Raw genomic sequence first — 23,213 nt, forward strand, 5'->3', positions numbered from 1 at the left:
CAAACAGATCCATATCCAATCAAATCAGCAGAATAAGCTAGATTGATCTACATATGGCTGTTTTGGAGAAAAAGTACTCATTGGTCTACTTAACGCCCAGCAAGCCGAGGCCCTCTTTGCGTTCCGTCTTCCGTTTTTTCCTTTTTCGAATGAATTGCATGCATCAAAAAGACCTTTTACAGTCCCCAGGCCTCTTCTCTGCCTTAAAAAAGGGCAGTAAAAAAAAGACTCCTGTTAAGGCGGTCTTTTGACCTCCTTCGCTTTAGCCGACGAAGTTAGCTGACGGGTAGGATGGCGAAAGATCTCATCCTTCCTGCAAATGCAGAATTAACCCCAAAAAATTGGTTCCTCCGCTCCCGAATCTCGGGACTAGGCCGTTATGCAATTCGTGATTACGTGATTATCTTACTCCCGCGGTGAGATCGTGTAAACAGGGAAATACACCGAAAATCAGGTGAATTATACTGCTTTCGCCTTTCATTCTCTCTATTACTCTTATTTGCTCATGTTATTACAAAATTTAAGTCTTTTTTTTAACGATTGCTGCAGCATATTACCAGCATACTATTCCCTATCATTTACAGTTTGCTATTGACAGGGTCTGGGTGTGTAAGTAAGATAAACTCGTCAATATATGCAAAGCGCACTCACCAGCAAGATAAGATTTTGTCATTGTATGACGGTGGATCTGCGCAACTGCAGCAGCAATGTTAATCAAAAGCATGTTTGCCGGGGGTATATTCATATGGCTGTGTCGCCAAAAAAAAAATTAGAAATGGAACTTAGTGAAGCCTTTATTAAGCTTCAAAGAGACTTAATTGGACGCGGTCCTCAGGAGACCAGAACCTACATTGTCCATGATATGGTGATCGCGAGGTTCAAAGGTGTTCTCACAGTTGAAGAAAAACACCTGGTTGAAAACGAGAATGGCAGAAAGCTTGTGAAACAAATGAGACAAGTCCTGCGTGAAATGTACAGTAAAGAGTTTGAGGAAATCGTAGAAAGATGCACCGGGTGCAAAGTGCTGTCCAGCCACAGCGACATCAGCACCAAAATGGGGGAACGGATTGAGGTTTTTGTGGTAGATAAGGATTTAGAGCGTTCTCTCGAATCAAAAGGCTAAAAACCGCATTTCAAAAGGAGTATGCATAGCCCGCATACTCCTTTTTTCTATGTATTCAACTATTTTCCACCTCATTTCAAACACCTTCTCAGGAATAATAAATAATAATCTGGAGATATACAATAAATTAAAAAAGAGAGAATGAGAGAGAAAACGAGAGAAAAACAGAGTCTGGATAGATTAATTTCTAAATTATTCCTCTTTTTCAGAGCTTTACAAGTAAAATTACCCGGGCTTATGATAGGCTCAATTTATTTCCTAATTCGCAGAATCCGCTAAAGGAACGGGGGACCCAATCTTCCGGGGTGAAGCCGCAGCATCAAGCGGCCGGGCGACTCTTACCGTCCGAATCCGTCAGCTAACTCCGTATGCGTTGTTTGAGAGAGGAAGGTGTGACTATTCAGAGCCGGCTAAAACCCGCTTGCTGAAACAAAAATATAATCCTTCGATTTTTCAAAAACCGTTCGTAATGTCAGACAAAAATTAAAAAATCGGGGTGTTTTTTATGTTGACCATTTTAGATACGTTAAGTGAAATCAAGGCAGAAATAGCTGAAAAACATGTAGAATTGCTGCACCTTCAATTTGTTGATCTTGAAGGGAATTTAAAGCATGTCACCATTACAGCTGATCAGATTGATGAGGCGGTGGAAGGTAAAATGATGTTTGACGGGTCGTCAATCACGGGCTTCTGTCCAATTAATCAGTCCGACCTATATTTAAAGCCTGATTTGAACACATTTGCCATCATTCCCTGGTCAGTTGAGGAAAAGTATGCGGAAGCAAGGTTTCTATGCAGCATTCACAATCCGGATATGACTCCTTATGAAGGTGATCCGAGATTTGTGCTGCAGCAGGCAATGAAAAGAGCAAAATCACTCAGTTATTCCATCAGCATCGGGCCTGAATTGGAATTCTTCCTTTTCAAAACCGACGAGAATGGAAATCCGACAACAAATCCGCATGATCTGGGAGGCTATTTCGAACCCGCTCATGATTTAGGTGAAAAAGTGAGGCTTGAGATCTACCGGACGTTAAAAGCAATGGGCTTCAAAATTGAAGCCTCACACCATGAAGTAGCAAACGGCCAGCATGAAATCAACTTCCGTTTTAACGATGCCCTGACTTCTGCCGATAATGCAACGACTTATAAATGGGTTGTTAAAAATGTCGCAAAGCAATTTAATCTGCATGCTTCTTTTATGCCTAAACCGGTTCAAGGAATAAACGGATCAGGCATGCACGTGAACATCTCGCTGCTTAAGGATAGGGAAAATACGTTTTACGACGAAAACGATGATATGCAGCTTTCAAATGAAGCCTACTACTTTATCAATGGCATACTGACCTATATTGAAGAAGTGACCGCCATCACTAACCCGATTGTTAATTCGTACAAGCGGCTTGTTCCTGGCTTTGAAGCTCCTTGCTATATTGCCTGGTCAACCTCAAACCGTTCAACCTTAATTCGCATACCGGCAAAAAGAGGGGCTGCAACACGCATTGAAGTGAGGCATCCTGATCCAAGCGCTAATCCATACCTTGCTTATGCCGCGATTGCTGAAGCCGGAATGGCAGGCATTGCCTTATCAGAATTCCCGAAGGCTGCTGTGCATGATGACATATTCAGCATGACAGAATCAGAGCGGCTTGAAAAAGGCATCAAGCATCTTCCAGATAACCTTGAGACAGCACTGGATTTGCTGGAAAACGGCCCACTTGCGAAAATGGTTCTAGGGCCTCACGTTTTCCGTCAATTTCTTCTTCATAAAAGGGCTGAATGGCACGAATACAGAAATACCGTACATTTATGGGAAATTGAACGTTATCAGATGAAATTTTAATAGAAAATCAAAAACCCCGGTTCATTGTTGAATCGGGATTTTTTGTGTCTCATTCCGTGAAGGAATTCATAATTTCCGGCCAGTTGGTTAACGTAAGAAAATAAGCTGATTCGCAAGGTGAGCGGACTGGTTATTATATCAATATACTTTTGTGAGAGTGTTATTCTCAACTGTTGGAGGATACTGTATGAATTCCCTTTTCCGAAAAAAATCAATTACCGACCTACTTGCCCAAAGTCAGCAAAAGTCACTTGAACGCACGATGGGTGCAATGGATTTGACCCTGCTCGGCATCGGAGCCATCGTGGGTACGGGCATTTTTGTTCTGACAGGAGTGGTTGCTGCAGAAGCTGCGGGCCCTGCACTCATTCTGTCTTTTATCCTGTCCGGTATTGCATGTGCGCTTGCTGCCTTTTGTTATGCCGAGTTCGCTTCCTCCGTGCCGATTTCAGGGAGCGTGTATACCTATACATATGCAACACTTGGAGAGTTTTTTGCTTTTTTAATCGGGTGGGACCTGATGCTTGAATATCTGCTTGCCACTTCTGCTGTTGCAACCGGCTGGTCTGCTTACTTTCAATCACTGCTCGCAGGTTTCGGACTGGACCTGCCCAAGGCCATCACCTCCGCTCCCGGAGCTGGAAAGGGCGGATTGATCGATTTGCCTGCTGTGTGCATCATCTTCTTAATCACCGCACTTCTGTCAAAAGGAATCAAAGAAAGCACCCGCGTCAACAACATCATGGTGTTCGTCAAACTTGCCGTGATCATCGCTTTTATCGTAGCTGGTGTGTGGTATGTTAAGCCTGCAAACTGGACGCCGTTTGTACCTTTTGGTTTTGACGGGATTGTTACAGGTGCTGCGACTGTGTTTTTTGCCTATATCGGGTTTGATGCTGTTGCCACTGCAGCTGAAGAAGTGAAGAGACCACAGCGGGATGTCCCAATCGGCATTATTGCTTCTTTGACTGTTTGTACAGCTCTGTATATCATCGTTTCGCTTATTTTGACAGGAATGGTTCCTTATACAAAACTGAATGTAGCCGATCCGGTTTCTTTCGCCCTTCACTTTGTCGGTCAGAACACACTGGCAGGCTTCGTTTCTGTCGGAGCAATTGCAGGTATTACGACTGTGCTTCTCGTGATGATGTATGCGCAGGTCCGGATTTCATTTGCGATGAGCCGTGACGGACTGCTTCCAAGCGTTTTATCAAGTGTGCATCCATCATTTAAAACACCGTTTAAAAATACGTGGCTGACAGGTCTCGTTGCTGCAGCCATTGCGGGCTTCGTCGATTTGACTACACTGGCCCATTTAGTGAATCTGGGTACCCTTGCAGCCTTTACCCTGATATCAATCGCTGTGATTGTTCTGAGAAAAACACACCCAACCCTTGAGAGGGCATTCAAAGTGCCGTTCGTCCCTGTATTTCCGGCAATCAGCGCCTTGTTCTGCATCTATCTCATGACGAGCCTTCCCGCCATCACATGGACTTCCTTTATCATTTGGATTGTAATCGGGGCCGTCATCTATTTTGTATACGCAAGGAAAAACAGCAAACTAGTTTAGATCGCAAAAAAAACCTTTCTCCGCTGCAGGAGAAAGGTTTTTACTCTTTATGATCGTCTGACCTGTCTGAAAAAGTACCCGACTAGCAGCAGTGCGACAGCAAATGAAATCATGACAATAAACTTCAGATGATCATGCAGAACGCTTTTCCCAAAAACGGGTTCTACATCTGCTACTGCGCTTTTCACAAGCTTATTTTTTTCAGCTTTCACAGGATCAAGCGGATGTTTGGCGAGTTCCCGGCCATCTTCACCGTCAATCGTCAAATTTCCGTTGGTATCCACATCAGCAGAAATGGTCTCATGTGTTTTTCTGGCATAATAAAGCGGCTCATCCAATGTGAACTCCTGTCCTTCTTGATCCTTATAATATGTTCCAGAAGCGACAAATTCGGATGTGAAATTTGCAAAGCCGTAATCAAGCAGCTTGACCGTATCTTTGTAAGACATACGGTCTGTCTTTGCATTCAGCGTGACAGCGATCAGCCTGATATTTTCTCTTTCAGCGAGAGTCGACAGCGTAAAACCGGACTGGCTGACATATCCGTTCTTTCCCCCCACCATTCCTTCATATGGGGTCGCCTGCAGAAGTTTGTGATGATTGTGGAGAGTTGTGTCCCAGGTTTCCCCGTCCCATTTCAGCTCGGCTGTTGAAAAGATCTCGCGGAAGATTTCGTTTTGTGATGCATACTGAGTCAAAGCAGCCAAATCTTCCGCTGTAGTGACATGATTCGGGTCAAAAAGACCGTGCGGGTTCGTAAAATGAGTATCCTCAAGCCCTACTTTCTTCTCCAAAAACTCATTCATTTCCTTTGAAAATGTTTCTACATTTCCGCTGATATGTTCAGCAATGGCAATTCCTGCATCATTCCCGGAATTGATCATGAGTCCCTGAATCAGCTTTTTCAGTGGCACCTGTTCGCCTGCCTCAAGATACACTCTTGTCCCGTCGGCATTTCTGGCATTTTCGCTGACAGTTACGATATCATCCAAATTCCCATTTTCAATCGCATAGATGGCTGTGGCCATTTTTGTCACACTAGCAGGGTACATCTCGGCATCGCTTTTTTTCGAATAGAGAATCTGGCCGGAATCAGCATCGATCAGGACGGCTGATTCACTTTCGATTGCCGGTTCATTTGCCGACAGTTCCTCTGCTGATGGTTCTGAAGAAAAAATCATACCTAAAAAGAAGCTCGCTGCAAGAATCAAAGGGGTTTTTTTCATCTATATAAATCTCCTGATTGTAGTAGTCTATATTCATTCCGTATACAAGCATAACAGGTAATAAAACGGCATGACAATGTAAAGTTATAGAAACGGATGCATAAACGTTCATTTTACCTGAATTTATAGAAAAATCTGTATTTTTATTGATTTGACTTCCAATTCTGCCTGTCATATACTTTACCTGACGAACGTCAGGAAGGCGGTTTTCAATGTGACCTCAGAACAGCTTAAACAGGCGGCCATCCGCCTATTTGCCGATTATGGCTATGAAGGTACTTCACTGGCTGACATTGCTGCTGAAGTTGGAATAAAGAAACAGTCGATTTACACCCATTTTAAAAATAAGGATGAACTCTTTCTTAAAGCGATGGCTGATGTTCTTGAAAAGGAAATTGAATATGCAAAAGCTTCATTTTCTTCTTCAGAACAGCCTCATCTAAAAGAAATTCTCTTCTCCTATTTGACGGATTATGTGCACCGTTTCGAAGTGGAGGCGGAAACAAAATTCATGCTGAGAATTAGCTTTTTGCCCCCCTCACATTTATATCGGGAGGTCATGGAAAAAGTTTATGTGTACCTCGATACGTTTGAAGAACTGCTCATCAGCGTTTTTGAAAATCAGCCTGCTCTTGCTGTAAAACCGTCTGAAGCGGCCACGGCGTATATGGGTGTCGCAGATGCTGTTTTCGCCGAAATGCTTTATGGCGGACCTTCGCGCGTGCAAAAACGGCTGGATAGCTGTTTTTGCGTTTATTGGAATGGAATTAAAAGAAAAGCGGAGCCGACCGTTTAGCCCTGACAGGCAGAAAAGAAATCACCGGAAAAGTCCGATTTTGACTTTTTCGGGGATTTTGTTCTGACGGAAGGGCTGGGAGGCGAAGCTGGACACCACGAAAAGCGGAGCCGACCGTTTAGCTCCGGGAGTCAGATAAGGAAACGGTGGTAAAGGCGCTTTTTGCCTTTGCCGACGGTTCCGTTCTGACAGAGGAGTTGGGCGGCGGAGCTGGACACCACGAAAAGCGGAGCCGACCGTTTAGCCCTGACAGGCATCCAAAATATCATTCGGTAAAGAAGGTGCTTTTCTGCCTCTCATCCGTTCTCATCGATGATATGGAAACATAAGGAAAGGACGATTATCATGAACAAAGACTGGACGAAAGTATTTATGGCCGGTTTTATTGAAGTCATTTGGGTTGCCGGTCTGAAGTATTCAGACAGCTGGCTTGAATGGCTGGGAACCATCATCACAATCTGCATCAGCTTTTACCTGCTGATCAGTGCATCGAAAAGACTGCCTGTCAGTACGGTTTACGCTGTTTTTACGGGACTTGGGGCAGCCGGAACCGTTATAGCAGAAATTCTGTTTTTTAATGAGCCTTTTCAGCTGGTTAAAATCCTTTTAATCACCGTTTTAGTATGCGGGGTTATCGGGTTAAAAACACTGTCTGATGACAAAAAAGAGGAGGCTTCCATATAATGGACTGGGCGTTTCTAATTGGGGCCGGCCTGTTTGAAGTAGCCGGCGTTATCGGGATTAATAAAATGAAGGAATCTAAGGGAATCGTTCCACTGCTGATTATGATTGCAGGTTTTTCGCTAAGCTTTCTGCTGCTGAATCAGTCCCTCCAGACGATTTCACTCGGGACTGCCTATTCCGTCTGGACAGGAATCGGATCTGCCGGGAGTGCGCTGATCGGCATCTTGTTCTACGGGGATTCAAAGAGCTGGAAACGGATATTATTCATCAGCATGATTATTTCCGCAACGGTAGGGCTCAAACTGGTTTCGTAAGGAGTTTTTACTTTTGATTAAATATTCGTTTCTCGTGTTTATTGGCGCATGCAGCTACGGTATCATTTCAACAATTATCAAGCTTGCCTACAAACAGGGCTATTCAGTGGAAGAAGTGATCGGCAGCCAGTATGTGACTGGCTTTCTTCTGTTTTTAGTCTGCTCCCTTCTCTTTTCAAGAAAAAAAGCGACATGGAAACAGGCGCTCTTCTTGATGCTGACAGGGACGACGACAAGTTTTACAGGGATTTTTTACGGCAAATCACTTGAAACCGTTCCGGCGTCCATTGCGATTATTCTGCTGTTTCAATTTACATGGATCGGCATTTTAATTGAGGCAGTTTATCTTAAAAAGAGACCTGACAGAGCGAAGCTTTTCGCTGTCCTTCTTTTGCTTATAGGCACTTTCATGGCAGGCAACCTGTTCGGGAAAGAAGCAGTCAGCTTAACGGACCCGGGAATCATCTGGGGCCTTTTCTCGGCTGTCTCTTTTTCCCTCTTTATCTTTGCAAGCGGAAAAGTGGCAGCTGAGCTTCCATCGCTGAACAGAAGCTTGTTCATGTCGTTTGGGGCGGCGATCTTTCTCACCGTCCTTTTCACTCCCGATTTTATGACAAATGGTTCTCTTCAGGAAGGACTATGGAAATTCGCCTTGCCGCTCGGCTTTTTCGGCGTGTTTATCCCGGTTGTGCTGTTTTCCATCGGCACTCCTAAAATAGGCTCAGGACTCGCCACGATTGTCGGTGCTGCCGAACTGCCAGCAGCCGTTCTATGCTCGGTCTTTTTTCTGAAAGAATCGGTGAACCTGGTGCAGACGGCCGGTATTATCCTTATACTGGCAGGTATTGCGGTCCCGCAGCTTTTTTATTATTTCCGGCAGAAGAAGAATGTAGGTCAGACACTTCCAATGCAATAAATGCATACAGAAAAAAAGGCTGAGAAATATACTATTTAGCCATCTAAAAAACCGAACCGTGGTATAAACCCGGTTCGGTTTTTATGTTAATGGACTTTTTCAACTGTCAATATACTTTTTAGTATTGGACATGTGATCTTTTATCGAGTGCTGCCACTTTTATCTGAGGTGAATACTCATTTGTGGCGTCTTTTGCCCGAGTGCCACCACTTTTATCAGAGGTGGATCCTCATTTGTGACGCCATTCGCCCGAGTGCTGCCACTTTTATCTGAGGTGAATCCTCATTTGTGGCGCCATTCGCCCGAGTGCTGCCACTTTTATCTGAGGTGAATCCTCATTTGTGGCGCCATTCGCCCGAGTGCTGCCACTTTTATCTGAGGTGAACCCTCATTTGTGGCGCCATTCGCCCGAGCGCCGCAACTTTTACCAGAGGTGGATCTCATTTGTGGCGTCTTTCGCCTGAGTACTGCCACATTTATCAGAGGTGATTTCTCGTTTGTGGCGTCACTAGCCCGTGTGCCGCCGTTTTATATCAAAGGTGGATACTCTTATGTGTCGTTGTCTCCAGAAGTGACATCACTTTTACAAATATTTAACCGACCTGCCTCTTAATAATCTTTTTTGATGTGACCAATCAGTGCCTCTGCACTTTCATTAACCTGTTCCTGATCTAGCATCCTTACCCCATGCTCGACAAAAGCTGGAAGAAAGCGCATGCCGGTCAGATTAGCCATTGCCTGAAACGGCTTGAACAGCTCGCTCATGCTGTAATGGTTATAGCCGCCTGACTGATACGCAGCTTCCGGTCCTCCCGTTGAAACAGCCAGCATAAACTCTTTTCCGTGAAGCTTTGTCCCCTGTGAGCCATATGCCCAGCCGTAGGCAAGAACTTCATCCTGCCATTCTTTCAAAAGTGACGGACTGCTGTACCAGTAGAATGGAAACTGAAAAACGATCCGGTCGTGTTCAAGCAAGAGCTTTTGTTCGCGTTCCATGTCAATTTTAAAATCAGGATACTCACTGTAAAGGTCATGAACCGTGACGTCCTGCTCTTCGTGTAATCTGAGACTCCACGCTTGGTTGACTGTTGAATTGGGTAGATGAGGGTGTGCAAGTATAACAAGTGTTTTCATTTCATGTATCTCTCCTTTTATTTAGTTTCCGCCGGTCGTTTCTTCGTAAATAACCTCTGCTTCTGTTCGGTTTTGATACATACTGTAAAAAGCATCGGCAATTTTTTCTGAATCATAGTAGGTGCCGGATTCTACAAAGCCTTTTATCGTCAAAGTACCTGCATAAATTCCTTCCGGCTTCAGTTCATCATGAAGGCTTTTGGCCAGACTGCGGATCCCAGCTTTTCCTATGGATAAAGACGCGAGATCTGCGTAAGGATGGAGAGCAAGCCCACCGCCAGTCAGAAGAATAGCCCCTTTGTTCATATATGGAAGAACTTCTTTCGTGCTTGCAAGAGCTCCAGACACGCTGACTTTGAAATCGGCAATCAAATCTCCGCTGTCAAGGGCCGTCGGTTTTCCCGGCATTCCTGCAGCCGCATTGTACAAGAGAACATCCACCTTGCCAAAAGCATGGATAACATCTGAAATGGCGGACTTAAGTTGAGATTCGGATGCGATATCTGCCTTGAATCCTCTAGCCTCTATTCCATGAGCTTCCAGTTCTCTTTGATAATCCGCCAAAGCTTCTTTTCGGCGTGCGATCATCGCCACCCTAAATCCTTTTCTCCCAAATGCAAGAGCCGTGCTCAAACTGATTCCTTTGCCGGCTCCAACCACAAGCAGGACATTTTCATTCATATTTCTATCTCCTTTGCACTTTATATTTGTATATGCAAATGAATAAGCAAAAAAATATAGTTGTACATGCAAATGAATACCAAAAAAAATTTACGTTCTTTTCTCTAGTTTATTGCTCGCCTCATGCAGTGACTTGCTTAATTCCAGGCTGAATTCTTTTCCTAGAACAGCCGAGTATTCCTGAAACAGATCCTTCAGAGATGCCCGGAACTGTGTATAAATTTTATCTCCCTCACTCGTAAGTGAAATGAAAGACTGCTTGCCGCTTACTTTCCGGTTTACAAGCCCCTGCTTCTCAAGCTTATCAATAAATCTGGTGCTTGTGGAAGGCGCAATGGAAAGCTTTTTGCACAGCTCCTTTTGAGTAATTCCGGGATGGAATTTAACGGTCATGATTAAGTACAAGTAAGATGGTGCAAGGTCACCCGCATCAAAAACTTGTTCAGCAAGCTTTGTCATGTTTCGAGCAAACCTGCTCGCTGTAAAATACAAGCAGTGCATGAGTACTTGTTCTTCTTCGTTCATCTGCATCATTCCTTTTTTCATTTGCATATACAAATTAACATTTTTCTAAATGCAATGTCAAGTAAGTCATTCAGAGCAGGGAGAGCGTCAATCAGTCCCCTGCCCGAAACGTCTTCATTGCTTCCTCTGCCTGCTCTTCTGTTACATAAGGAGTATGGAAGTAAACACGCACAAGCGTCCCGTCTTCAAGTTCAAGAAAATAATGATAGGTCTGCACGGCGGTCATCGTCTTTACGTGCTGAAGCAATCGTTCAGCAGGATAGGCCAGGTCCGTGATCTCCTTTATCTCAAAAATTCCAGGACTGGATTCAAGACTTTGTTTTTCCTTAGTCGAACTAGGAACAGCACCTCCGACTGTGCGCTCGCCCAGCTTGAATTCAAGACCCTTCTCCCTTTTTAAAATGTCCATTCCCTGCGGCAGATCAATTGCGTACGTTTGCTCGCCGCTCCTGCCGGATTCATTTGCAAGATAGACAGAGAAAACACCAATGCCAAGGAGCAGAACAGCGGCAGCAGCTATCTGAAAAAATCGGTGCATGAGTGTAATAGGAGCCTGCCTTCTCTGCAAGAGTTCACGAATGAATTGTTTTTGTGAAGGGGACATATTTTTTCTAGGGAATTTCATGTTCTCATAATTCAAGCTCAGCACCTCTTTCCAACCGTGGGTTTTGCTTTAATTTCTGCAGGGCCCGGTAATACGTCCGGCTTACTTTGTCCCTTGACCATCCGAGAACATGTGCTGTTTCTTCTACCGAAAGCTCAGAAACAATTCTGAGCAAAATCACATCACGGTATTCTCCCTTCAGCTCTGAAATCGCTTTGTACGCTTCACTCAGCTCCTCATGTTCAAGCAGGATCTCATCCGGCGTTTTCACATTCCGCACGCCGGGCATCCAGCCAAGAAATTTTTTTCTCCTCCACTGGTCGATCACAAGTCTTCTTGCGATGCTGATCAGCCAGGTTTTCGGATGGCTCTCGTCCCGGAACCTGCTTTTGAATGCTTTTAAAAACACTTCCTGAACCTCATCTTCGACATCATGCGTACCTTTATAATAGACAAGAAAGTGATGCACATCGTCACCGTATTCGCTGAACATCCTCTCCAGTTCCTGTCCGTCCATCCCATTCACCTCATTTTGCCCTCTTTGCCCCATTAGACGTTTTCTTTCTCCCATTCTCTCACTGAAACGAAAAAAATTCAGTCCCTTTTCAGACTGAATTTTCCTCCCTCTTATACTTGTCCGGCCCATTCCTTTTTGGCAGCACGGTTATATAGGTCTCTTATTTGATTATATTCTTTTTCTGAAAGATTGCCTTTAGCCGCAAGCTTCGCATTCTGGATCCACCTGTCAGGTTTCGCCGTTCCGACAATGGCTGTGTGAACACCCGGAACCGTAAGTGTAAAACGGAGTGCTTTTTCTACTGCCTCAGGCAATTCCCCTTTTAGAAACGGATAGTCCAGCTCGTGGAACCTTTCCCAATACTCCTGATAATAGCCGTTTTCAGGTTTTTCGCTGTAGTTCCAGGCAACGTTTGCTATCGGGCGTTTTGCAATGATGCCCATTCCTCTTTTTACTGCCTCCGGAATTGTGAGATCAACAGCTTCCTGATCGGCGATGCTGACGGATGTTTCAAAGGTATCGAAAGCGCCGGTTTTTATCGCATACAAGGCGTCCGTGTGATCTCCGCTGTAGCCGATATAGCGGGTTTTCCCCTTCTCCTTCGCACGCTTTAGAACATCAATGACATCTCCCTGTCTGAGGATATCCTCAGAGCAGCTGTGCAGATGGATGGTATCAACATAGTCTGTTTTGAGCCTTTTTAAGCTTCGGTCGATGGATTCTTCAAGCATGGTCGGATTCCAGTCTTCGCCGTCAAGGCCTGAGGTGTGGCCGCACTTTGTGAAAAGATAAAAATCATCTCTGCGGTGAGACATCGTTTTGCCGATCAGCTCTTCACTTGTGTTGTAGCATTCTGCGGTATCGATGACGTTTAATCCGGCATCAAGCGCCGTTCCGAGAAGGCGGTCCACCGTTTCTTCAGAAGCATTTGAAAACCCGATTTCCGCTGCTCCAAAACCAAGTACACTGACCATCATATCTGTTTTTCCAAACGCGCGTCTTTCCATTTTCCTCATCCTCCCTAAAATGGATCTCCCGTAAATTTTATAACAATTCGGACAATAATACGAAAGATAACCCTTCGTTGCTAACGCCATATATAATGGAGAAAAGACATGCCTACACGGGGGAAATGCCATATGAATGATAAAACGGTGCTCATTACAGGTGCATCAAGCGGCTTTGGGATGCTCGCTGCCTGCAGACTTGCTGCGGAAGGATACCGCGTCATCGCTTCTATGAGAAATACGGAGAAACAAACGGACCTTTTCAGGATGCTTGGAGAACACAAAGAAAGAGTGACGGTCCTCGAGCTTGACGTCACGTCCCCGGAATCGATTGATGGCTTAAAGGAGTATTTGAAAGAGACCGGCAGAATCGACATTCTGATCAACAACGCCGGATTTGCCTTTGGCGGATTTGGAGAGGAAGTAACGGTGATCGACTATAAATGCCAGTTCGAGACGAATTTCTTCGGTGTCATTGCTGTTACCCAGGCTGTTCTTCCGTATATGCGCAAACAGCGGAGCGGAAAAATCATCAACATGAGCAGCATCAGCGGATTGATCGGCTTTCCGGGCATCTCGCCGTATGCAGCATCAAAGCATGCGCTTGAAGGATACAGCGAGAGCCTCAGACTGGAAGTCAAGCCCTTCGGCATTGATGTCGCCCTGATTGAACCGGGCTCCTTTTCTACGAACATCTGGACAACGGGAAGAAAAGTATCTTCCATAGAAGATTCACCGTATCTTGTGTATATGAATGCCATCGAAAACGAACTTGAGCAGGGGAAAGATAAGCTCGGGGACTCGGCTGATGTCGCTGAACTGATTGTTAAGCTGTGTTCAAAAGATTCATTGACCAAGCTCAGATATCCGGCTGGAAAAGGCGTCCGGATATCTCTGTTCTTAAAACGGATTCTTCCCTGGCGCATGTGGGAATCCATACTTATTGGCAAGCTGCTTGGAAAAAAGACCGAATTGTAACCTTACTTTTTTAGAAACTCTGTCGTATACTCGCTTATTTCCGCTGACTTTGTCCAGTGGAGATAATGATGACCTGTAAGTGAAACAAGTTTATGTTCCTCCGCAGGACTCATTTGATCTCCATAAAATGCTTTGATCTTTTCGTCCTTCTCTTTTTGGTCCTTGTCCATCGCTTGAAAAATCATGACGGGAACATGCGGCGGGAACGTCATAACTTCTGTTTTTTCCGCATTCCTGTTCAGTTCATTCGCTTCATCTATGACGTTTTTATTGTAACTTTTCCATGCGGCAATTCGTTTGGTCATATTCAGATTCTCCTCTGAATACGTTCCTTCCCCTGTAATGGGAAGAAAGTCTTCAGGTGTGAATACAGCCGCCCACCTGGCAGCACCAAGAACAGAGGCAGCACGAACGAACGAAGGAACCGACGGAGCCTTTTCGTTAAAATACTCAAAAGCCTTTGGCAGGGTTGGATCTATTCCGATAATAGCTTCAATTTCATCTGGATAGGCATTGGCATAATACATGCTGTAGACCCCTGAGACGGAATGCGGCATCAAAACATACGGACCTTTGATGCCGGCTTTCTTCAGCGCCGTCCGCACCTCTTCCACCATATTTTCCACAGTGCGCGCTTGCTTTGTCCCATCACTCCATCCATATCCGAATGGTTCAGCGACCACGACCTTGTGGTTCTTTGAAAGTTCATTTACCAGCGGTTCAAAATCAAGAACTGGCGCAGCCGTTCCGAGTCCGCTTAACAGCAAAATCGTATGTTCCCCTTCACCCTTTGTGTAAACGTGCATGCTCCTGCCGTCTATTTCGACAAGCTGCCCCGGAGCCTGGTATTTCTTCTGCTCATAGAGTGTGATCCCTTGATGAAGGATGAAGCTCAGCAAAATGACAGCTCCGATAAGCAGAAAAAGAGTTCGGATGATTTTTTTCCAATTTGTTTTCATGGTTTGTCCCGCTTTCTTTAGTAAAGGTATTCACATAGATTAGCGGACAAATGTTAAAAAAGAGGTGTGATTATGGGAATATTTTGTTTAAATTTGGCATCGCGGAGAGTTGCGACAAAATGGGGAACCATCAATTGAAAGGTGGCAGCATTTTCGGGAATGGCGCCACTTTTGAGAGTCTCTTCACTCGAAAAGTTGCACCACTACGCAGAATGGCACCACATTTGAGAGTCTTATCACTCGAAAAGTTGCACCACTACGCAGAATGGCGCCACTTTTGAGAGTCTCATCACTCGAAAAGTTGCACCACTACGCAGAATGGCGCCACTTTTGAGAGTCTCTTCACACGGAAAGTGGCACCACTACGCAGAATGGCGCCACTTTTGAGAATCTCATCAATCGAAAAGTGGCACCACTGTGCAGAATGGCGCCACATATTAGAATCTCATCACTCGAAAAGTGGCACCACTACGCAGAATGGCGCCACTTTTGAGAGTCTCTTCACTCGGAAAGTTGCACCACTACGCAGAATGGCACCGCATTTGAGAGTCTCTTCACTCGGAAAGTGGCACCACTACGCAGAATGGCGCCACATTTGAGAGTCTCATCACTCGAAAAGTGGCAGCATTCTGGGTGAACTGTTGAACCCTTTATATACATTAAAAGATCCGGACTAATTACAGTCCGGATTTTTCTTTGGCTGAATGATTTTCTTCAAGTCTCTTCCTATCCCTCCAGTTCCTTCCGCTGCCTGAATTCTTCCTTAATCTCATCCAGAAGCACAGGGTTTGTCAGCAGCTCAAGCGCTGTCAGGGCAAGGCCTTTTGCACCGAGCAAAAGCGCTGCGTCCCCCTGCTCTGATTTGGCTGCCTCCCTGAATTCGTCTGTATGTCCGACGAGGGTATCGGGTCCGATTTTGATATACGGATGGATCGTCGGAACAACGTGGCTGATGTTGCCGGCGTCCGTTGAGCCGAGGCCTTCGCGTTCAGACGTTTCCACTGTTTCTCCGAGACTTTCAAGCTGTTTTTTAAAAACGGAATCAAACGTCCGGTTGAGCACCAGGTTATCGACTTCATTTTGAAAAGCAATGACATTCAGCTTAGCGCCTGTCGCCAAGGCTGCTCCCTGTGCTGCAGCTTTGATGCGTTCTGTTGTCTCTGAGCATTTTTTTCTCGTTGCCGCACGGATGTAGAACCGTGCTTTTGCATAGTGCGGAACTATGTTCGGGGCATCGCCGCCGTGCGTGATGATTCCGTGAATTTTCACATCATCTGTTACATGCTGACGGAGGGCATTGATGCTGTTGAAAAGCTGAATCACTGCATCCAGGGCATTGATTCCCTGATGAGGAGCAGCTGCAGCATGCGCCGGCTTCCCGATGAATTCAAAATCGAGCGGATCCACTGCAAGGGAGTTTCCCGTTATTCTCGTTGCGTTCGATGGGTGCACCATCAGAGCGGCATCGATACCTTCAAGCAGCCCGTGTTTGACAAAGCTACCTTTCGCACTGCCGTTCGGGCCGCCTTCTTCCGCTGGTGTTCCCAAAACGACTACTTCTCCGCCAATTTCGTCAATCTGTCTGCCGAGGGCAATCGCTGCTGCAGTGCTTGCGGTGCCGATGATGTTGTGGCCGCAGGCATGGCCAAGTCCCGGAAGCGCATCGTATTCCGCCAGAAAAGCAACAGATGCCCCGTTTTTTAGCGGCGATTTCTTCCTGGCCAGAAACGCCGTCTCATGTCCTGCGACTCCGCGTTCAACTGTAAACCCTTCTGACTCAAGCAAGTCGGAAAGGAGCTTTGAAGCAAAGTATTCCTCATTGCCGATTTCAGGATTTTCATGAATCGAATGGCTAATTTTCAGGTACTCTGCCTTTCTTGATTCGATTTCATCAATGATCTGCTCTTTAAGCGTAACAGCTGCTGTGCTCATGCTCTTTCCTCCTCAATGATTATTCTCCAATTTCACTTAGAGGGACAAACGTCGGAATCGTGGCTCCATCGTATTCTTTTTCAATAAATTCAGCCGTGTCTTCCTCCTGGTAAAGCTCAACGATGCGTTTCAGTTCTTTGCGGTCCTTGTCTTCTGTGCGTGTTGCGATGATGTTGATATAGGGTGTGGCTGTGTCATCTTCATGGAAAATAGAATCCTTGATCGGGTTAAATCCTGCATCAACAGCAATTCCGTTGTTGATGATAGAACCTGCTACATCGGGAAGAACACGCGGTGTCTGGCCTGCGACGACAGGCACGATTTCAAGGTTTTTAGGATTTTTGACGATTTTATCGAGAGATCCGTTGCCGTCAAAGTCTTCAGGAAGTTCAATTAAACCGGCTGCCTGAAGAAGAAGGAACGCTCTTCCCATGTTTGTCGCTTCATTCGGAACTGCAATTTTTCCGCCTTCCGGAATGTCTTCAACAGATTTGTATTTATCCGAGTAGAGGCCAAGAGGTGCGATGACCGTTGTTCCAATAGGAGTCAGGTCAAGATTGTGTTCTTTTTTGAAGGCATTAAAGTAAGAAATCGTTTGAAACGCATTGGCATCCAGCTCGCCTTCTGAAAGCGCAAGATTCGGCTGTACATAATCTGAAAATCTGACAATCTCAATGTTGATGCCTTCTTTTTCTGCCTTCTTGGCAACAAAATCCCAGATGCGGTTATCAGATCCGCTGACGCCGATTTTCACATCCACCTCTTCTTTTCCGCTAGCTGTTTTATTTCCGCATCCCGCAGCAAAAGCGGCGAGTGCTGCAATCAGTGTTAAAATAATCCATTTTTTCATCATTGTTCTCTCCTATCGTCTTCTGATTTTTTTCGATAAAATGTTTCCTGAAGTCTGAAGTCCCTGAACAAGGACAACAAGAATGGCCACTGTAATGATCATGACAACCGTGTCAAAGCGCTGGTAGCCGTATGTAATGGCGAGATCTCCAAGTCCGCCTCCGCCGACAGCCCCTGCCATCGCAGATGCACCGACAAGTCCCACTGTCGCAATCGTCAGACTGAGAACAAGTGAGCTTAATGCTTCAGGAACAATAAACTTAAAGATGATCTGGGTCGGCGTTGCACCCATTGCTTCTGCCGCTTCAATGACTCCCGGGTCCACTTCAAGCAGCGAGTTCTCTATTAATCTGGCAATATAGGGTCCTGCGTAAAAGACAAGCGGCACAACAGCTGCAGCTGTTCCGATCGACGTTCCGACAATCAGTCTCGTCAGCGGAACAATCGCCACCATCAAAATGATGAACGGCACAGAGCGGAAAAGATTCACAATCCCGTTCAGGATGTTAAAAATAATGGCGTTTTCCCATAGATGTCCCTTTCGGGTGATGACCAGCAGCACGCCGAGCGGAAGGCCGATCAACGTGGAGAAAAGCAGGGAAAAACCGGTCATTGCGAGTGTTTCGACTAAAGCATCGATTATTTGCTGAGAATCAACTAGCATGTGCATTCACCTCTTTCACTGATACGTTCTCCTGGTTCATCACCAGAAGCGCTCTTTTTATTTCACTTTCCGTTCCCTGAAGTTCAACGATTAAATGTCCAAATGGAATCCCCTGAAGCTCCGTGATGTTGCCGAACAGCACGTTGATATGGAGGTCAAATCGTTTCGCAATCTGCGAAAGCAGCGGCTGACCTGAGGATTTTCCGACAAAATTAATTTTGAAAATCTGTCCCTGGCTGTTTTCTTCCTGAACAAGTTTCAGAACCGATTCAGGAATCGAATCATTCAGAACAGAGCTGACAAAGTTTGAAGCGGTTTTTGTTTTTGGATTTGAGAAGACCTCAAACACAGAACCTGATTCTATGATTTTTCCGCCTTCGATCACGGCTACTGTATCGCAAACCTCTCTTATGACTGACATTTCATGCGTGATCATGAGAATCGTAATGTTGTATTCCTCGTTGATTTTTTTCAAAAGCTTCAGAATCGAAGCTGTCGTCTGAGGATCAAGTGCCGAGGTAGCTTCATCGCACAGAAGAATGGATGGCTGGGTAGCAAGTGCCCTTGCAATTCCGACGCGCTGTTTCTGGCCGCCTGATAACTGATCAGGGTACTGATTCGCTTTGTCCTCAAGTCCTACAAACGAGAGCAGCTCAGCAACCCGCTCCTTAATAACTTTCGGCGAGGCCTTTGAGAGAAGCAGCGGCATCGCCACATTTGCATAGACTGTCTTTGAATTAAGCAGATTAAAGTGCTGAAACACCATGCCGATTTTCCGTTTGACTCCGCGCACATCCTTTTTGGAAAGCGCCGTTAAGTCGAGACCATCCACGATGATCTGCCCTGCAGTTGGACGCTCGAGCAGATTCACTGTGCGGATCAGGGTGCTTTTTCCGGCTCCGCTAAAACCGATGACTCCGCATATTTCCCCTTTTTTCACTTCCAAATCAATGCCGTCAAGAGCTTTCACTTCATTGCCGCCGCTCCCGTATACCTTTGTGACACCTTTAAATTCAATCATGTATGTAACCTCCCATTTATTTGCAAGAACAAAAGCGCAAGCGCCTTGGTCAGATCCGATAGGCAGATAAGAATCCGACGGAAAAGTCCAGGTTTGACTTTTTTGACGGATTTGTTCTGACAGAGGATCTAGGCGCTGGAGCTGGACGAGGATAACTTAGTTATGTTATCCACAGACTTTTACTCTTTATAATTTCATTAACAACAAAAAACCCTCTTCTATCCGACAAGAAGAGGGCATGGCATTACGAATCACCGGTTCTCTTCTCATCTCCCAGGCTATCGCCTGCTGGAATTGGCACAGTACTTTTTCGAAAGTCCGCTGCCGAAGCATCATGGGGCCAGTCCCTCCGCTTCTCTGGATAAGAAAATCATGATTTAGTTTTAAACAAAAATAAAAACCTCTCCCTGAAAGACAGGAAGAGGCTGGATCTGCAAAAAAAGACCGTTCGCTCTTCTCATCTCTCAGGCTGCACGCCTGCTGGAGTTGGCACAGTTCTCATAATGAGTCCGCTGCCGAGGTTTCAAAGGGCCATATCCCTCCACCTCTCGTGATAAGAAGCTATATTTTCGATGTGTCTTACTTTACTCCGGTATTTTCTGAAAGTCAACACTTTTTTAAAAAATCAGTTGGACTGTTTAGAAAGTCTGCGGTATTTATACTGCTGCCACTGAAAACGGATAAAGCAGCCGATGCAAAAACCGAGAATCGCGACAAATGCAGCAATGGCAACCATCGCAGTCGCCGCATAGGCTAGCGCCGTCCAGTCAAGCATGTATCCGGCAAACCCAAGGCTCAGGCAGATCACTGCTATCACCTGATTAAACTGCTGCTGATCAAAATCTTCCTGTATATAGGCTGAAGGCTCTTTTTTCAAAAAGGTGCCGGCAGCTTTCATAATCGGGTTTACTTTAAACAGCAGTCCCATAATTCCCGCCGTAAGAGGCACCAGTAAAAAAGCGCCCATGCCGCTGATCAAGAATGCTGCAGCGGATAGCACAATCACCCATTGATTAACTAATACTAAAGGTTTTGGAATGGTTTTCACACTAAAACCCACCTGTCTGATTGGAATATAAGTATTTTACTCCAGGGAACCAATTTTGTGAAGAGGATTGCTTCAGGAAGTGATTGACAGTTATCTCTTCATCATGATAAGATCGTTAAAACCAACTAAACCAATAAGAATTAAATATAATCTATCAAGAGTGAACGAGAGATCTGGCTCCATGACTTCACAGCAGCCGCCGCTTGCCGGAAAGGTGCTCCAACCAGCAAAGCACGATGCTTTGGCCGATAAAGACAAAACCCTCTCTTGTCAGCTGTAAGCAGGAGAGGGTTTTTTAGTTCAGAATTGATTGGGAGGAAATGATGATGACGAAGAAACATGTGCCTGTCCTTGCAGGAGCTGAAAGTTTTTTTCATAAAGGAAATGAGATCGGCATTCTTCTGTGCCACGGATTTGCCGGTACTCCCCAAAGTGTTGGCGAGCTCGGAAAACTGTTGGCCGCAAAGGGATATACCGTTTATGCCCCGCGCCTGAAAGGCCACGGAACCACTCCCCTAGACTTTGAAGACTGCTGCTTTACAGACTGGATTCAAAATATCGAAGAAGCTTATAAAAAGCTTAAAAAAGTGTGCCGCAGAATCTTTGTTGCAGGACAGTCCATGGGCGGAATTTTAGCGGCTCACCTTGCCTGCAGACACCAGGATATTGACGGCCTGATCACCATCAATGCTGCACTCAGTGTTCCGGGCTATGAGGTTTTTCAGCACGAGATCGAACCCCGTTTTATTCCAGAAGGAAAACCGGATATCAAAGCGGACGATATAGAAGAAATTACGTATGAAGCCGTTCCGATTAAAGCCGTACACAACCTGCTGACGCTCATTAAAACAACGAAGCCCGTGCTGTCTGAAGTAACCTGTCCGACCCTGATTTTCAAATCAGAAGAAGACCATGTTGTTCCGGCCTCAAGCTCAGATGTTCTTTTCCATGCCATCTCATCTCCTTTCAAACAGATGGTCAGCCTCACGAATTCCTATCATGTGGCCTCAATGGATTTTGATAAGGACGTCATTGCAGAAAAAACAGCCACCTATATTGAACTTTGCTGCAGCCGGGAGTATAAATTGTCTGTCTGAATCTGCTAAACTGTAGGCAGGTGATGTACATGTTCTTAAAATCAATCAAACTGCTGAAAGAGAATATCCCCTCTTCTAAAAAATATCCCTTTTCCATCCCTGCCATTTCCGGTATGGATGAACTGAGACTGACCAGCCCTGTTACTTTTTTTGTCGGTGAGAACGGCTCGGGCAAATCGACTCTGATGGAGGCCATTGCCTATCAGTGCGGCTTTAACACTGCAGGCGGAAGCCACCATCTCTACAATCCGAGGAGCTCGCAGTCTGACCTTGGCGATTATATTCGGCTCGGGTGGATGCCTAAAGTAAAGAATGGATTCTTTCTCAGAGCAGAATCCTTTTACCAATTTGCCTCCCATCTTGAAGAACTCAGTGAAGACCCTTTATCAGGAGATGTCTTCGGTGCATACGGAGGAAAATCACTGCACGAACAGTCCCACGGCGAGTCGTTTTTGTCCCTTTTCCTGAACCGCTTCGGCAGCAAAGCCATTTATCTGCTTGATGAGCCGGAGGCAGCCCTGTCCCCGTCAAGGCAGCTGACCCTCCTCCGCGTCCTTCACGATTTGACGAAAAACGGAGACACTCAGTTCATTATTGCCACTCATTCCCCTATCCTGCTTGGCTTTCCGGATGCTGACATTCTGAGCTTTGACGATGAACAAATTACAAAAAGGACGTACGAAGATACGGATCACTATCAAATTACGAAATACTTTCTGGAAAACCGGGAGCGGTTTTTGGAGGAGCTATTTAAGGAGGAATAAAGAAAGGGAGCTCCACGGAAATTGGAGTTCCCTTTCTCTTAATCGTTTGGAGTTCCAGCTGTGGGAGCTCCATTCTGTTCACCAGTTACACTTTATCAAGGCAGCTCATTTTTCATTCTTAAAGAAATGAACAGGACGGACTTCTATCCGCCAGCCGAATTCTTCCCCTTTGCTGATTTGCGTCGTTGGATGAAGAGAGGCCATTTTAATTGCTTCATCCATACTTTCTGCTTCAAAAACAAATACACTGCCGATCAGATCTTCCGTTTCTTTAAAAGGACCATCTGTTACAAGAACCTGTCCATTTACGCGGCGCAGGCTCTTAACTTCAGATTCAAGGCCTGCATCAAGAAGCACCTTACCGCTTTCATAAAAATTTTCAATAACAGGCTGGCATTCACTCATAACCGCCTCAATTTCTTCTCTTGGCCGTGCATTCATTTTTTCAGGGCTGAAATAGCCCATACATAAAAATATCATGATTTTCTCTCCTTTAGCACCCGAATTTCCAACTAAAACTACAACTGTTGACCACAAATGGACTTGGACTGAAAGTGTAAGAAAACCTCCTAAAGCTATCAAAACATCAAACTTTTTATAACCTTCTCTACCATTTCAATATTCAGCTTCCATTCTCCTCTAATGAAAAAAAAACAGCTTCTCCTTCACAGACAAAGAAAGAGTTAGAACCGTTGCTGCTTAAGCATGCACAAATCTCTGGATGTTACAAAAAATCCTAGGTCATACTTCCCTCTTTTCATCCTTCCATAAAACAAAGAACATCTGAATCTTCTCAGAATCTCTTAAATCACGTTATGTTTCAAGCCGAAAACAAAATATCTGCACTCTATACAAAATTTCCTTCCTAACAAATGACTGCAATTAAAGATAGAATAGTCAAATCAAATGAAAGCGTTACCAAATTGTGGGGTGAAGGCTATAGTTCTATAAGACTAGATGA

The 23,213-nt window shown here is 45.2% G+C and carries 24 protein-coding genes and 5 riboswitches; of the genes, 10 read left to right on the top strand and 14 right to left on the bottom strand.

From position 1 onward, the window contains the following. Positions 1 to 249: 249 nt before the first annotated feature. Positions 250 to 386: riboswitch (cyclic di-AMP (ydaO/yuaA leader) on the bottom strand. Positions 387 to 745: 359 nt separating this feature from the next. From ACK1LH_RS18040 to ACK1LH_RS18050, 3 genes are all read left to right on the top strand, one after another. Further along, entirely contained in the window at positions 746 to 1,123 is a 378-nt protein-coding gene (locus ACK1LH_RS18040) for a DUF2294 domain-containing protein (protein ID WP_029284313.1), read from the top strand. Between the two features lie 254 nt (positions 1,124 to 1,377). Next, positions 1,378 to 1,512, top strand: a riboswitch (cyclic di-AMP (ydaO/yuaA leader). Positions 1,513 to 1,628: 116 nt separating this feature from the next. After that, complete coding sequence (gene glnA / locus ACK1LH_RS18045) at positions 1,629 to 2,966, top strand: type I glutamate--ammonia ligase (RefSeq protein WP_203288804.1); 1,338 nt, start codon at positions 1,629 to 1,631, stop codon at positions 2,964 to 2,966. A 187-nt stretch (positions 2,967 to 3,153) separates the two neighbouring features. Further along, a complete protein-coding gene (locus tag ACK1LH_RS18050; RefSeq protein WP_203288806.1) occupies positions 3,154 to 4,536 on the top strand; it encodes an amino acid permease in 1,383 nt (460 codons plus the stop codon). 47 nt (positions 4,537 to 4,583) lie between these two features. Here ACK1LH_RS18050 and ACK1LH_RS18055 read toward each other — a convergent pair whose 3' ends face one another. Continuing rightward, entirely contained in the window at positions 4,584 to 5,762 is a 1,179-nt protein-coding gene (locus ACK1LH_RS18055) for a D-alanyl-D-alanine carboxypeptidase family protein (RefSeq protein ID WP_203288808.1), read from the bottom strand. Between the two features lie 214 nt (positions 5,763 to 5,976). Between ACK1LH_RS18055 and ACK1LH_RS18060 the strand changes: the two genes are divergently transcribed. From ACK1LH_RS18060 to ACK1LH_RS18075, 4 genes are all read left to right on the top strand, one after another. Then, entirely contained in the window at positions 5,977 to 6,558 is a 582-nt protein-coding gene (locus tag ACK1LH_RS18060) for a TetR/AcrR family transcriptional regulator (protein ID WP_203288810.1), read from the top strand. Positions 6,559 to 6,903: 345 nt separating this feature from the next. Continuing rightward, the gene (locus tag ACK1LH_RS18065; protein ID WP_029566692.1) at positions 6,904 to 7,242 is read left to right on the top strand and encodes a DMT family transporter; all 339 of its coding nucleotides are present in this window, start codon (positions 6,904 to 6,906) and stop codon (positions 7,240 to 7,242) included. Continuing rightward, positions 7,242 to 7,556, top strand: coding sequence for a DMT family transporter (locus ACK1LH_RS18070; protein ID WP_029284326.1), 315 nt, complete (start codon positions 7,242 to 7,244; stop codon positions 7,554 to 7,556). The genes ACK1LH_RS18065 and ACK1LH_RS18070 overlap by 1 nt, the downstream gene beginning before the upstream one ends. 13 nt (positions 7,557 to 7,569) lie before the next feature. Beyond that, the gene (locus ACK1LH_RS18075) at positions 7,570 to 8,472 is read left to right on the top strand and encodes an EamA family transporter (protein WP_411333822.1); all 903 of its coding nucleotides are present in this window, start codon (positions 7,570 to 7,572) and stop codon (positions 8,470 to 8,472) included. Positions 8,473 to 9,081: 609 nt separating this feature from the next. Here ACK1LH_RS18075 and ACK1LH_RS18080 read toward each other — a convergent pair. The 6 genes from ACK1LH_RS18080 to ACK1LH_RS18105 form a co-directional block, all read right to left on the bottom strand. Next, complete coding sequence (locus tag ACK1LH_RS18080) at positions 9,082 to 9,606, bottom strand: NAD(P)H-dependent oxidoreductase (protein ID WP_411333823.1); 525 nt, start codon at positions 9,604 to 9,606, stop codon at positions 9,082 to 9,084. Positions 9,607 to 9,627: 21 nt separating this feature from the next. Further along, complete coding sequence (locus ACK1LH_RS18085; RefSeq protein ID WP_411333824.1) at positions 9,628 to 10,287, bottom strand: SDR family NAD(P)-dependent oxidoreductase; 660 nt, start codon at positions 10,285 to 10,287, stop codon at positions 9,628 to 9,630. A 90-nt stretch (positions 10,288 to 10,377) separates the two neighbouring features. Beyond that, a complete protein-coding gene (locus ACK1LH_RS18090) occupies positions 10,378 to 10,812 on the bottom strand; it encodes a MarR family winged helix-turn-helix transcriptional regulator (protein WP_029284334.1) in 435 nt (144 codons plus the stop codon). Between the two features lie 91 nt (positions 10,813 to 10,903). Next, a complete protein-coding gene (locus ACK1LH_RS18095) occupies positions 10,904 to 11,452 on the bottom strand; it encodes a hypothetical protein (RefSeq protein ID WP_411333825.1) in 549 nt (182 codons plus the stop codon). Continuing rightward, positions 11,442 to 11,933, bottom strand: coding sequence for an RNA polymerase sigma factor (locus tag ACK1LH_RS18100; RefSeq protein WP_411333826.1), 492 nt, complete (start codon positions 11,931 to 11,933; stop codon positions 11,442 to 11,444). The genes ACK1LH_RS18095 and ACK1LH_RS18100 overlap by 11 nt, the downstream gene beginning before the upstream one ends. 110 nt (positions 11,934 to 12,043) lie before the next feature. Continuing rightward, a complete protein-coding gene (locus ACK1LH_RS18105; RefSeq protein WP_411333827.1) occupies positions 12,044 to 12,940 on the bottom strand; it encodes an aldo/keto reductase in 897 nt (298 codons plus the stop codon). A 132-nt stretch (positions 12,941 to 13,072) separates the two neighbouring features. On the opposite strand from ACK1LH_RS18105, the gene ACK1LH_RS18110 reads away from it, so the two are divergent. Then, positions 13,073 to 13,918: an SDR family oxidoreductase gene (locus ACK1LH_RS18110; RefSeq protein WP_411333828.1), complete on the top strand. Its 846-nt coding sequence runs from the start codon at positions 13,073 to 13,075 to the stop codon at positions 13,916 to 13,918. 2 nt (positions 13,919 to 13,920) lie between these two features. Here ACK1LH_RS18110 and ACK1LH_RS18115 read toward each other — a convergent pair whose 3' ends face one another. The 6 genes from ACK1LH_RS18115 to ACK1LH_RS18140 form a co-directional block, all read right to left on the bottom strand. Then, positions 13,921 to 14,877 (bottom strand): alpha/beta fold hydrolase, encoded by a 957-nt coding sequence (locus ACK1LH_RS18115; RefSeq protein WP_411333830.1) that lies wholly within the window; start codon positions 14,875 to 14,877, stop codon positions 13,921 to 13,923. A gap of 726 nt (positions 14,878 to 15,603) precedes the next feature. Beyond that, entirely contained in the window at positions 15,604 to 16,809 is a 1,206-nt protein-coding gene (locus tag ACK1LH_RS18120; protein WP_411333831.1) for a M20 family metallopeptidase, read from the bottom strand. A 19-nt stretch (positions 16,810 to 16,828) separates the two neighbouring features. Further along, positions 16,829 to 17,659, bottom strand: coding sequence for a MetQ/NlpA family ABC transporter substrate-binding protein (locus ACK1LH_RS18125; protein ID WP_029566703.1), 831 nt, complete (start codon positions 17,657 to 17,659; stop codon positions 16,829 to 16,831). A 12-nt stretch (positions 17,660 to 17,671) separates the two neighbouring features. Next, a complete protein-coding gene (locus ACK1LH_RS18130; protein ID WP_029566704.1) occupies positions 17,672 to 18,322 on the bottom strand; it encodes a methionine ABC transporter permease in 651 nt (216 codons plus the stop codon). Beyond that, positions 18,312 to 19,343 (bottom strand): methionine ABC transporter ATP-binding protein, encoded by a 1,032-nt coding sequence (locus tag ACK1LH_RS18135; RefSeq protein WP_282035321.1) that lies wholly within the window; start codon positions 19,341 to 19,343, stop codon positions 18,312 to 18,314. The genes ACK1LH_RS18130 and ACK1LH_RS18135 overlap by 11 nt, the downstream gene beginning before the upstream one ends. A 263-nt stretch (positions 19,344 to 19,606) precedes the next feature. After that, a riboswitch (SAM riboswitch) is annotated at positions 19,607 to 19,711 on the bottom strand. A gap of 86 nt (positions 19,712 to 19,797) precedes the next feature. After that, positions 19,798 to 19,903: riboswitch (SAM riboswitch) on the bottom strand. 65 nt (positions 19,904 to 19,968) lie between these two features. Beyond that, positions 19,969 to 20,391 carry a DUF4395 domain-containing protein gene (locus ACK1LH_RS18140; protein ID WP_411333832.1) on the bottom strand — a complete coding sequence of 141 codons (423 nt, stop codon included), beginning with the start codon at positions 20,389 to 20,391 and terminating at the stop codon, positions 19,969 to 19,971. A 148-nt stretch (positions 20,392 to 20,539) separates the two neighbouring features. Further along, positions 20,540 to 20,646: riboswitch (SAM riboswitch) on the top strand. Between the two features lie 71 nt (positions 20,647 to 20,717). Here ACK1LH_RS18140 and ACK1LH_RS18145 point away from each other — a divergent pair. Together ACK1LH_RS18145 and ACK1LH_RS18150 are read left to right on the top strand one after the other, a co-directional pair. Beyond that, complete coding sequence (locus ACK1LH_RS18145; protein ID WP_411333834.1) at positions 20,718 to 21,488, top strand: alpha/beta hydrolase; 771 nt, start codon at positions 20,718 to 20,720, stop codon at positions 21,486 to 21,488. Between the two features lie 29 nt (positions 21,489 to 21,517). Further along, positions 21,518 to 22,252, top strand: coding sequence for an AAA family ATPase (locus ACK1LH_RS18150; protein WP_203288838.1), 735 nt, complete (start codon positions 21,518 to 21,520; stop codon positions 22,250 to 22,252). A 105-nt stretch (positions 22,253 to 22,357) separates the two neighbouring features. On the opposite strand, the gene ACK1LH_RS18155 is transcribed toward ACK1LH_RS18150, so the two are convergent. After that, positions 22,358 to 22,732, bottom strand: coding sequence for a YciI family protein (locus tag ACK1LH_RS18155; protein WP_029284360.1), 375 nt, complete (start codon positions 22,730 to 22,732; stop codon positions 22,358 to 22,360). Between the last annotated feature and the right edge of the window lie 481 nt (positions 22,733 to 23,213).

It is taken from the genome of Metabacillus indicus, assembly GCF_046603695.1.
GTDB classification, from domain to species: domain Bacteria; phylum Bacillota; class Bacilli; order Bacillales; family Bacillaceae; genus Bacillus_P; species Bacillus_P indicus.

Bases quoted from the DNA above. Each gene is read 5' to 3' on its own strand.
- ACK1LH_RS18040 (WP_029284313.1), top strand. From the start codon at position 746: ATGGCTGTGTCGCCAAAAAAAAAATTAGAAATGGAACTTAGTGAAGCC.
- glnA (WP_203288804.1), top strand. From the start codon at position 1,629: ATGTTGACCATTTTAGATACGTTAAGTGAAATCAAGGCAGAAATAGCT.
- ACK1LH_RS18050 (WP_203288806.1), top strand. From the start codon at position 3,154: ATGAATTCCCTTTTCCGAAAAAAATCAATTACCGACCTACTTGCCCAA.
- ACK1LH_RS18055 (WP_203288808.1), bottom strand. From the start codon at position 5,762: ATGAAAAAAACCCCTTTGATTCTTGCAGCGAGCTTCTTTTTAGGTATG.
- ACK1LH_RS18065 (WP_029566692.1), top strand. From the start codon at position 6,904: ATGAACAAAGACTGGACGAAAGTATTTATGGCCGGTTTTATTGAAGTC.
- ACK1LH_RS18070 (WP_029284326.1), top strand. From the start codon at position 7,242: ATGGACTGGGCGTTTCTAATTGGGGCCGGCCTGTTTGAAGTAGCCGGC.
- ACK1LH_RS18080 (WP_411333823.1), bottom strand. From the start codon at position 9,606: ATGAAAACACTTGTTATACTTGCACACCCTCATCTACCCAATTCAACA.
- ACK1LH_RS18085 (WP_411333824.1), bottom strand. From the start codon at position 10,287: ATGAATGAAAATGTCCTGCTTGTGGTTGGAGCCGGCAAAGGAATCAGT.
- ACK1LH_RS18090 (WP_029284334.1), bottom strand. From the start codon at position 10,812: ATGAACGAAGAAGAACAAGTACTCATGCACTGCTTGTATTTTACAGCG.
- ACK1LH_RS18100 (WP_411333826.1), bottom strand. From the start codon at position 11,933: ATGGACGGACAGGAACTGGAGAGGATGTTCAGCGAATACGGTGACGAT.
- ACK1LH_RS18105 (WP_411333827.1), bottom strand. From the start codon at position 12,940: ATGGAAAGACGCGCGTTTGGAAAAACAGATATGATGGTCAGTGTACTT.
- ACK1LH_RS18110 (WP_411333828.1), top strand. From the start codon at position 13,073: ATGAATGATAAAACGGTGCTCATTACAGGTGCATCAAGCGGCTTTGGG.
- ACK1LH_RS18115 (WP_411333830.1), bottom strand. From the start codon at position 14,877: ATGAAAACAAATTGGAAAAAAATCATCCGAACTCTTTTTCTGCTTATC.
- ACK1LH_RS18120 (WP_411333831.1), bottom strand. From the start codon at position 16,809: ATGAGCACAGCAGCTGTTACGCTTAAAGAGCAGATCATTGATGAAATC.
- ACK1LH_RS18125 (WP_029566703.1), bottom strand. From the start codon at position 17,659: ATGAAAAAATGGATTATTTTAACACTGATTGCAGCACTCGCCGCTTTT.
- ACK1LH_RS18130 (WP_029566704.1), bottom strand. From the start codon at position 18,322: ATGCTAGTTGATTCTCAGCAAATAATCGATGCTTTAGTCGAAACACTC.
- ACK1LH_RS18135 (WP_282035321.1), bottom strand. From the start codon at position 19,343: ATGATTGAATTTAAAGGTGTCACAAAGGTATACGGGAGCGGCGGCAAT.
- ACK1LH_RS18145 (WP_411333834.1), top strand. From the start codon at position 20,718: ATGACGAAGAAACATGTGCCTGTCCTTGCAGGAGCTGAAAGTTTTTTT.
- ACK1LH_RS18150 (WP_203288838.1), top strand. From the start codon at position 21,518: ATGTTCTTAAAATCAATCAAACTGCTGAAAGAGAATATCCCCTCTTCT.
- ACK1LH_RS18155 (WP_029284360.1), bottom strand. From the start codon at position 22,732: ATGATATTTTTATGTATGGGCTATTTCAGCCCTGAAAAAATGAATGCA.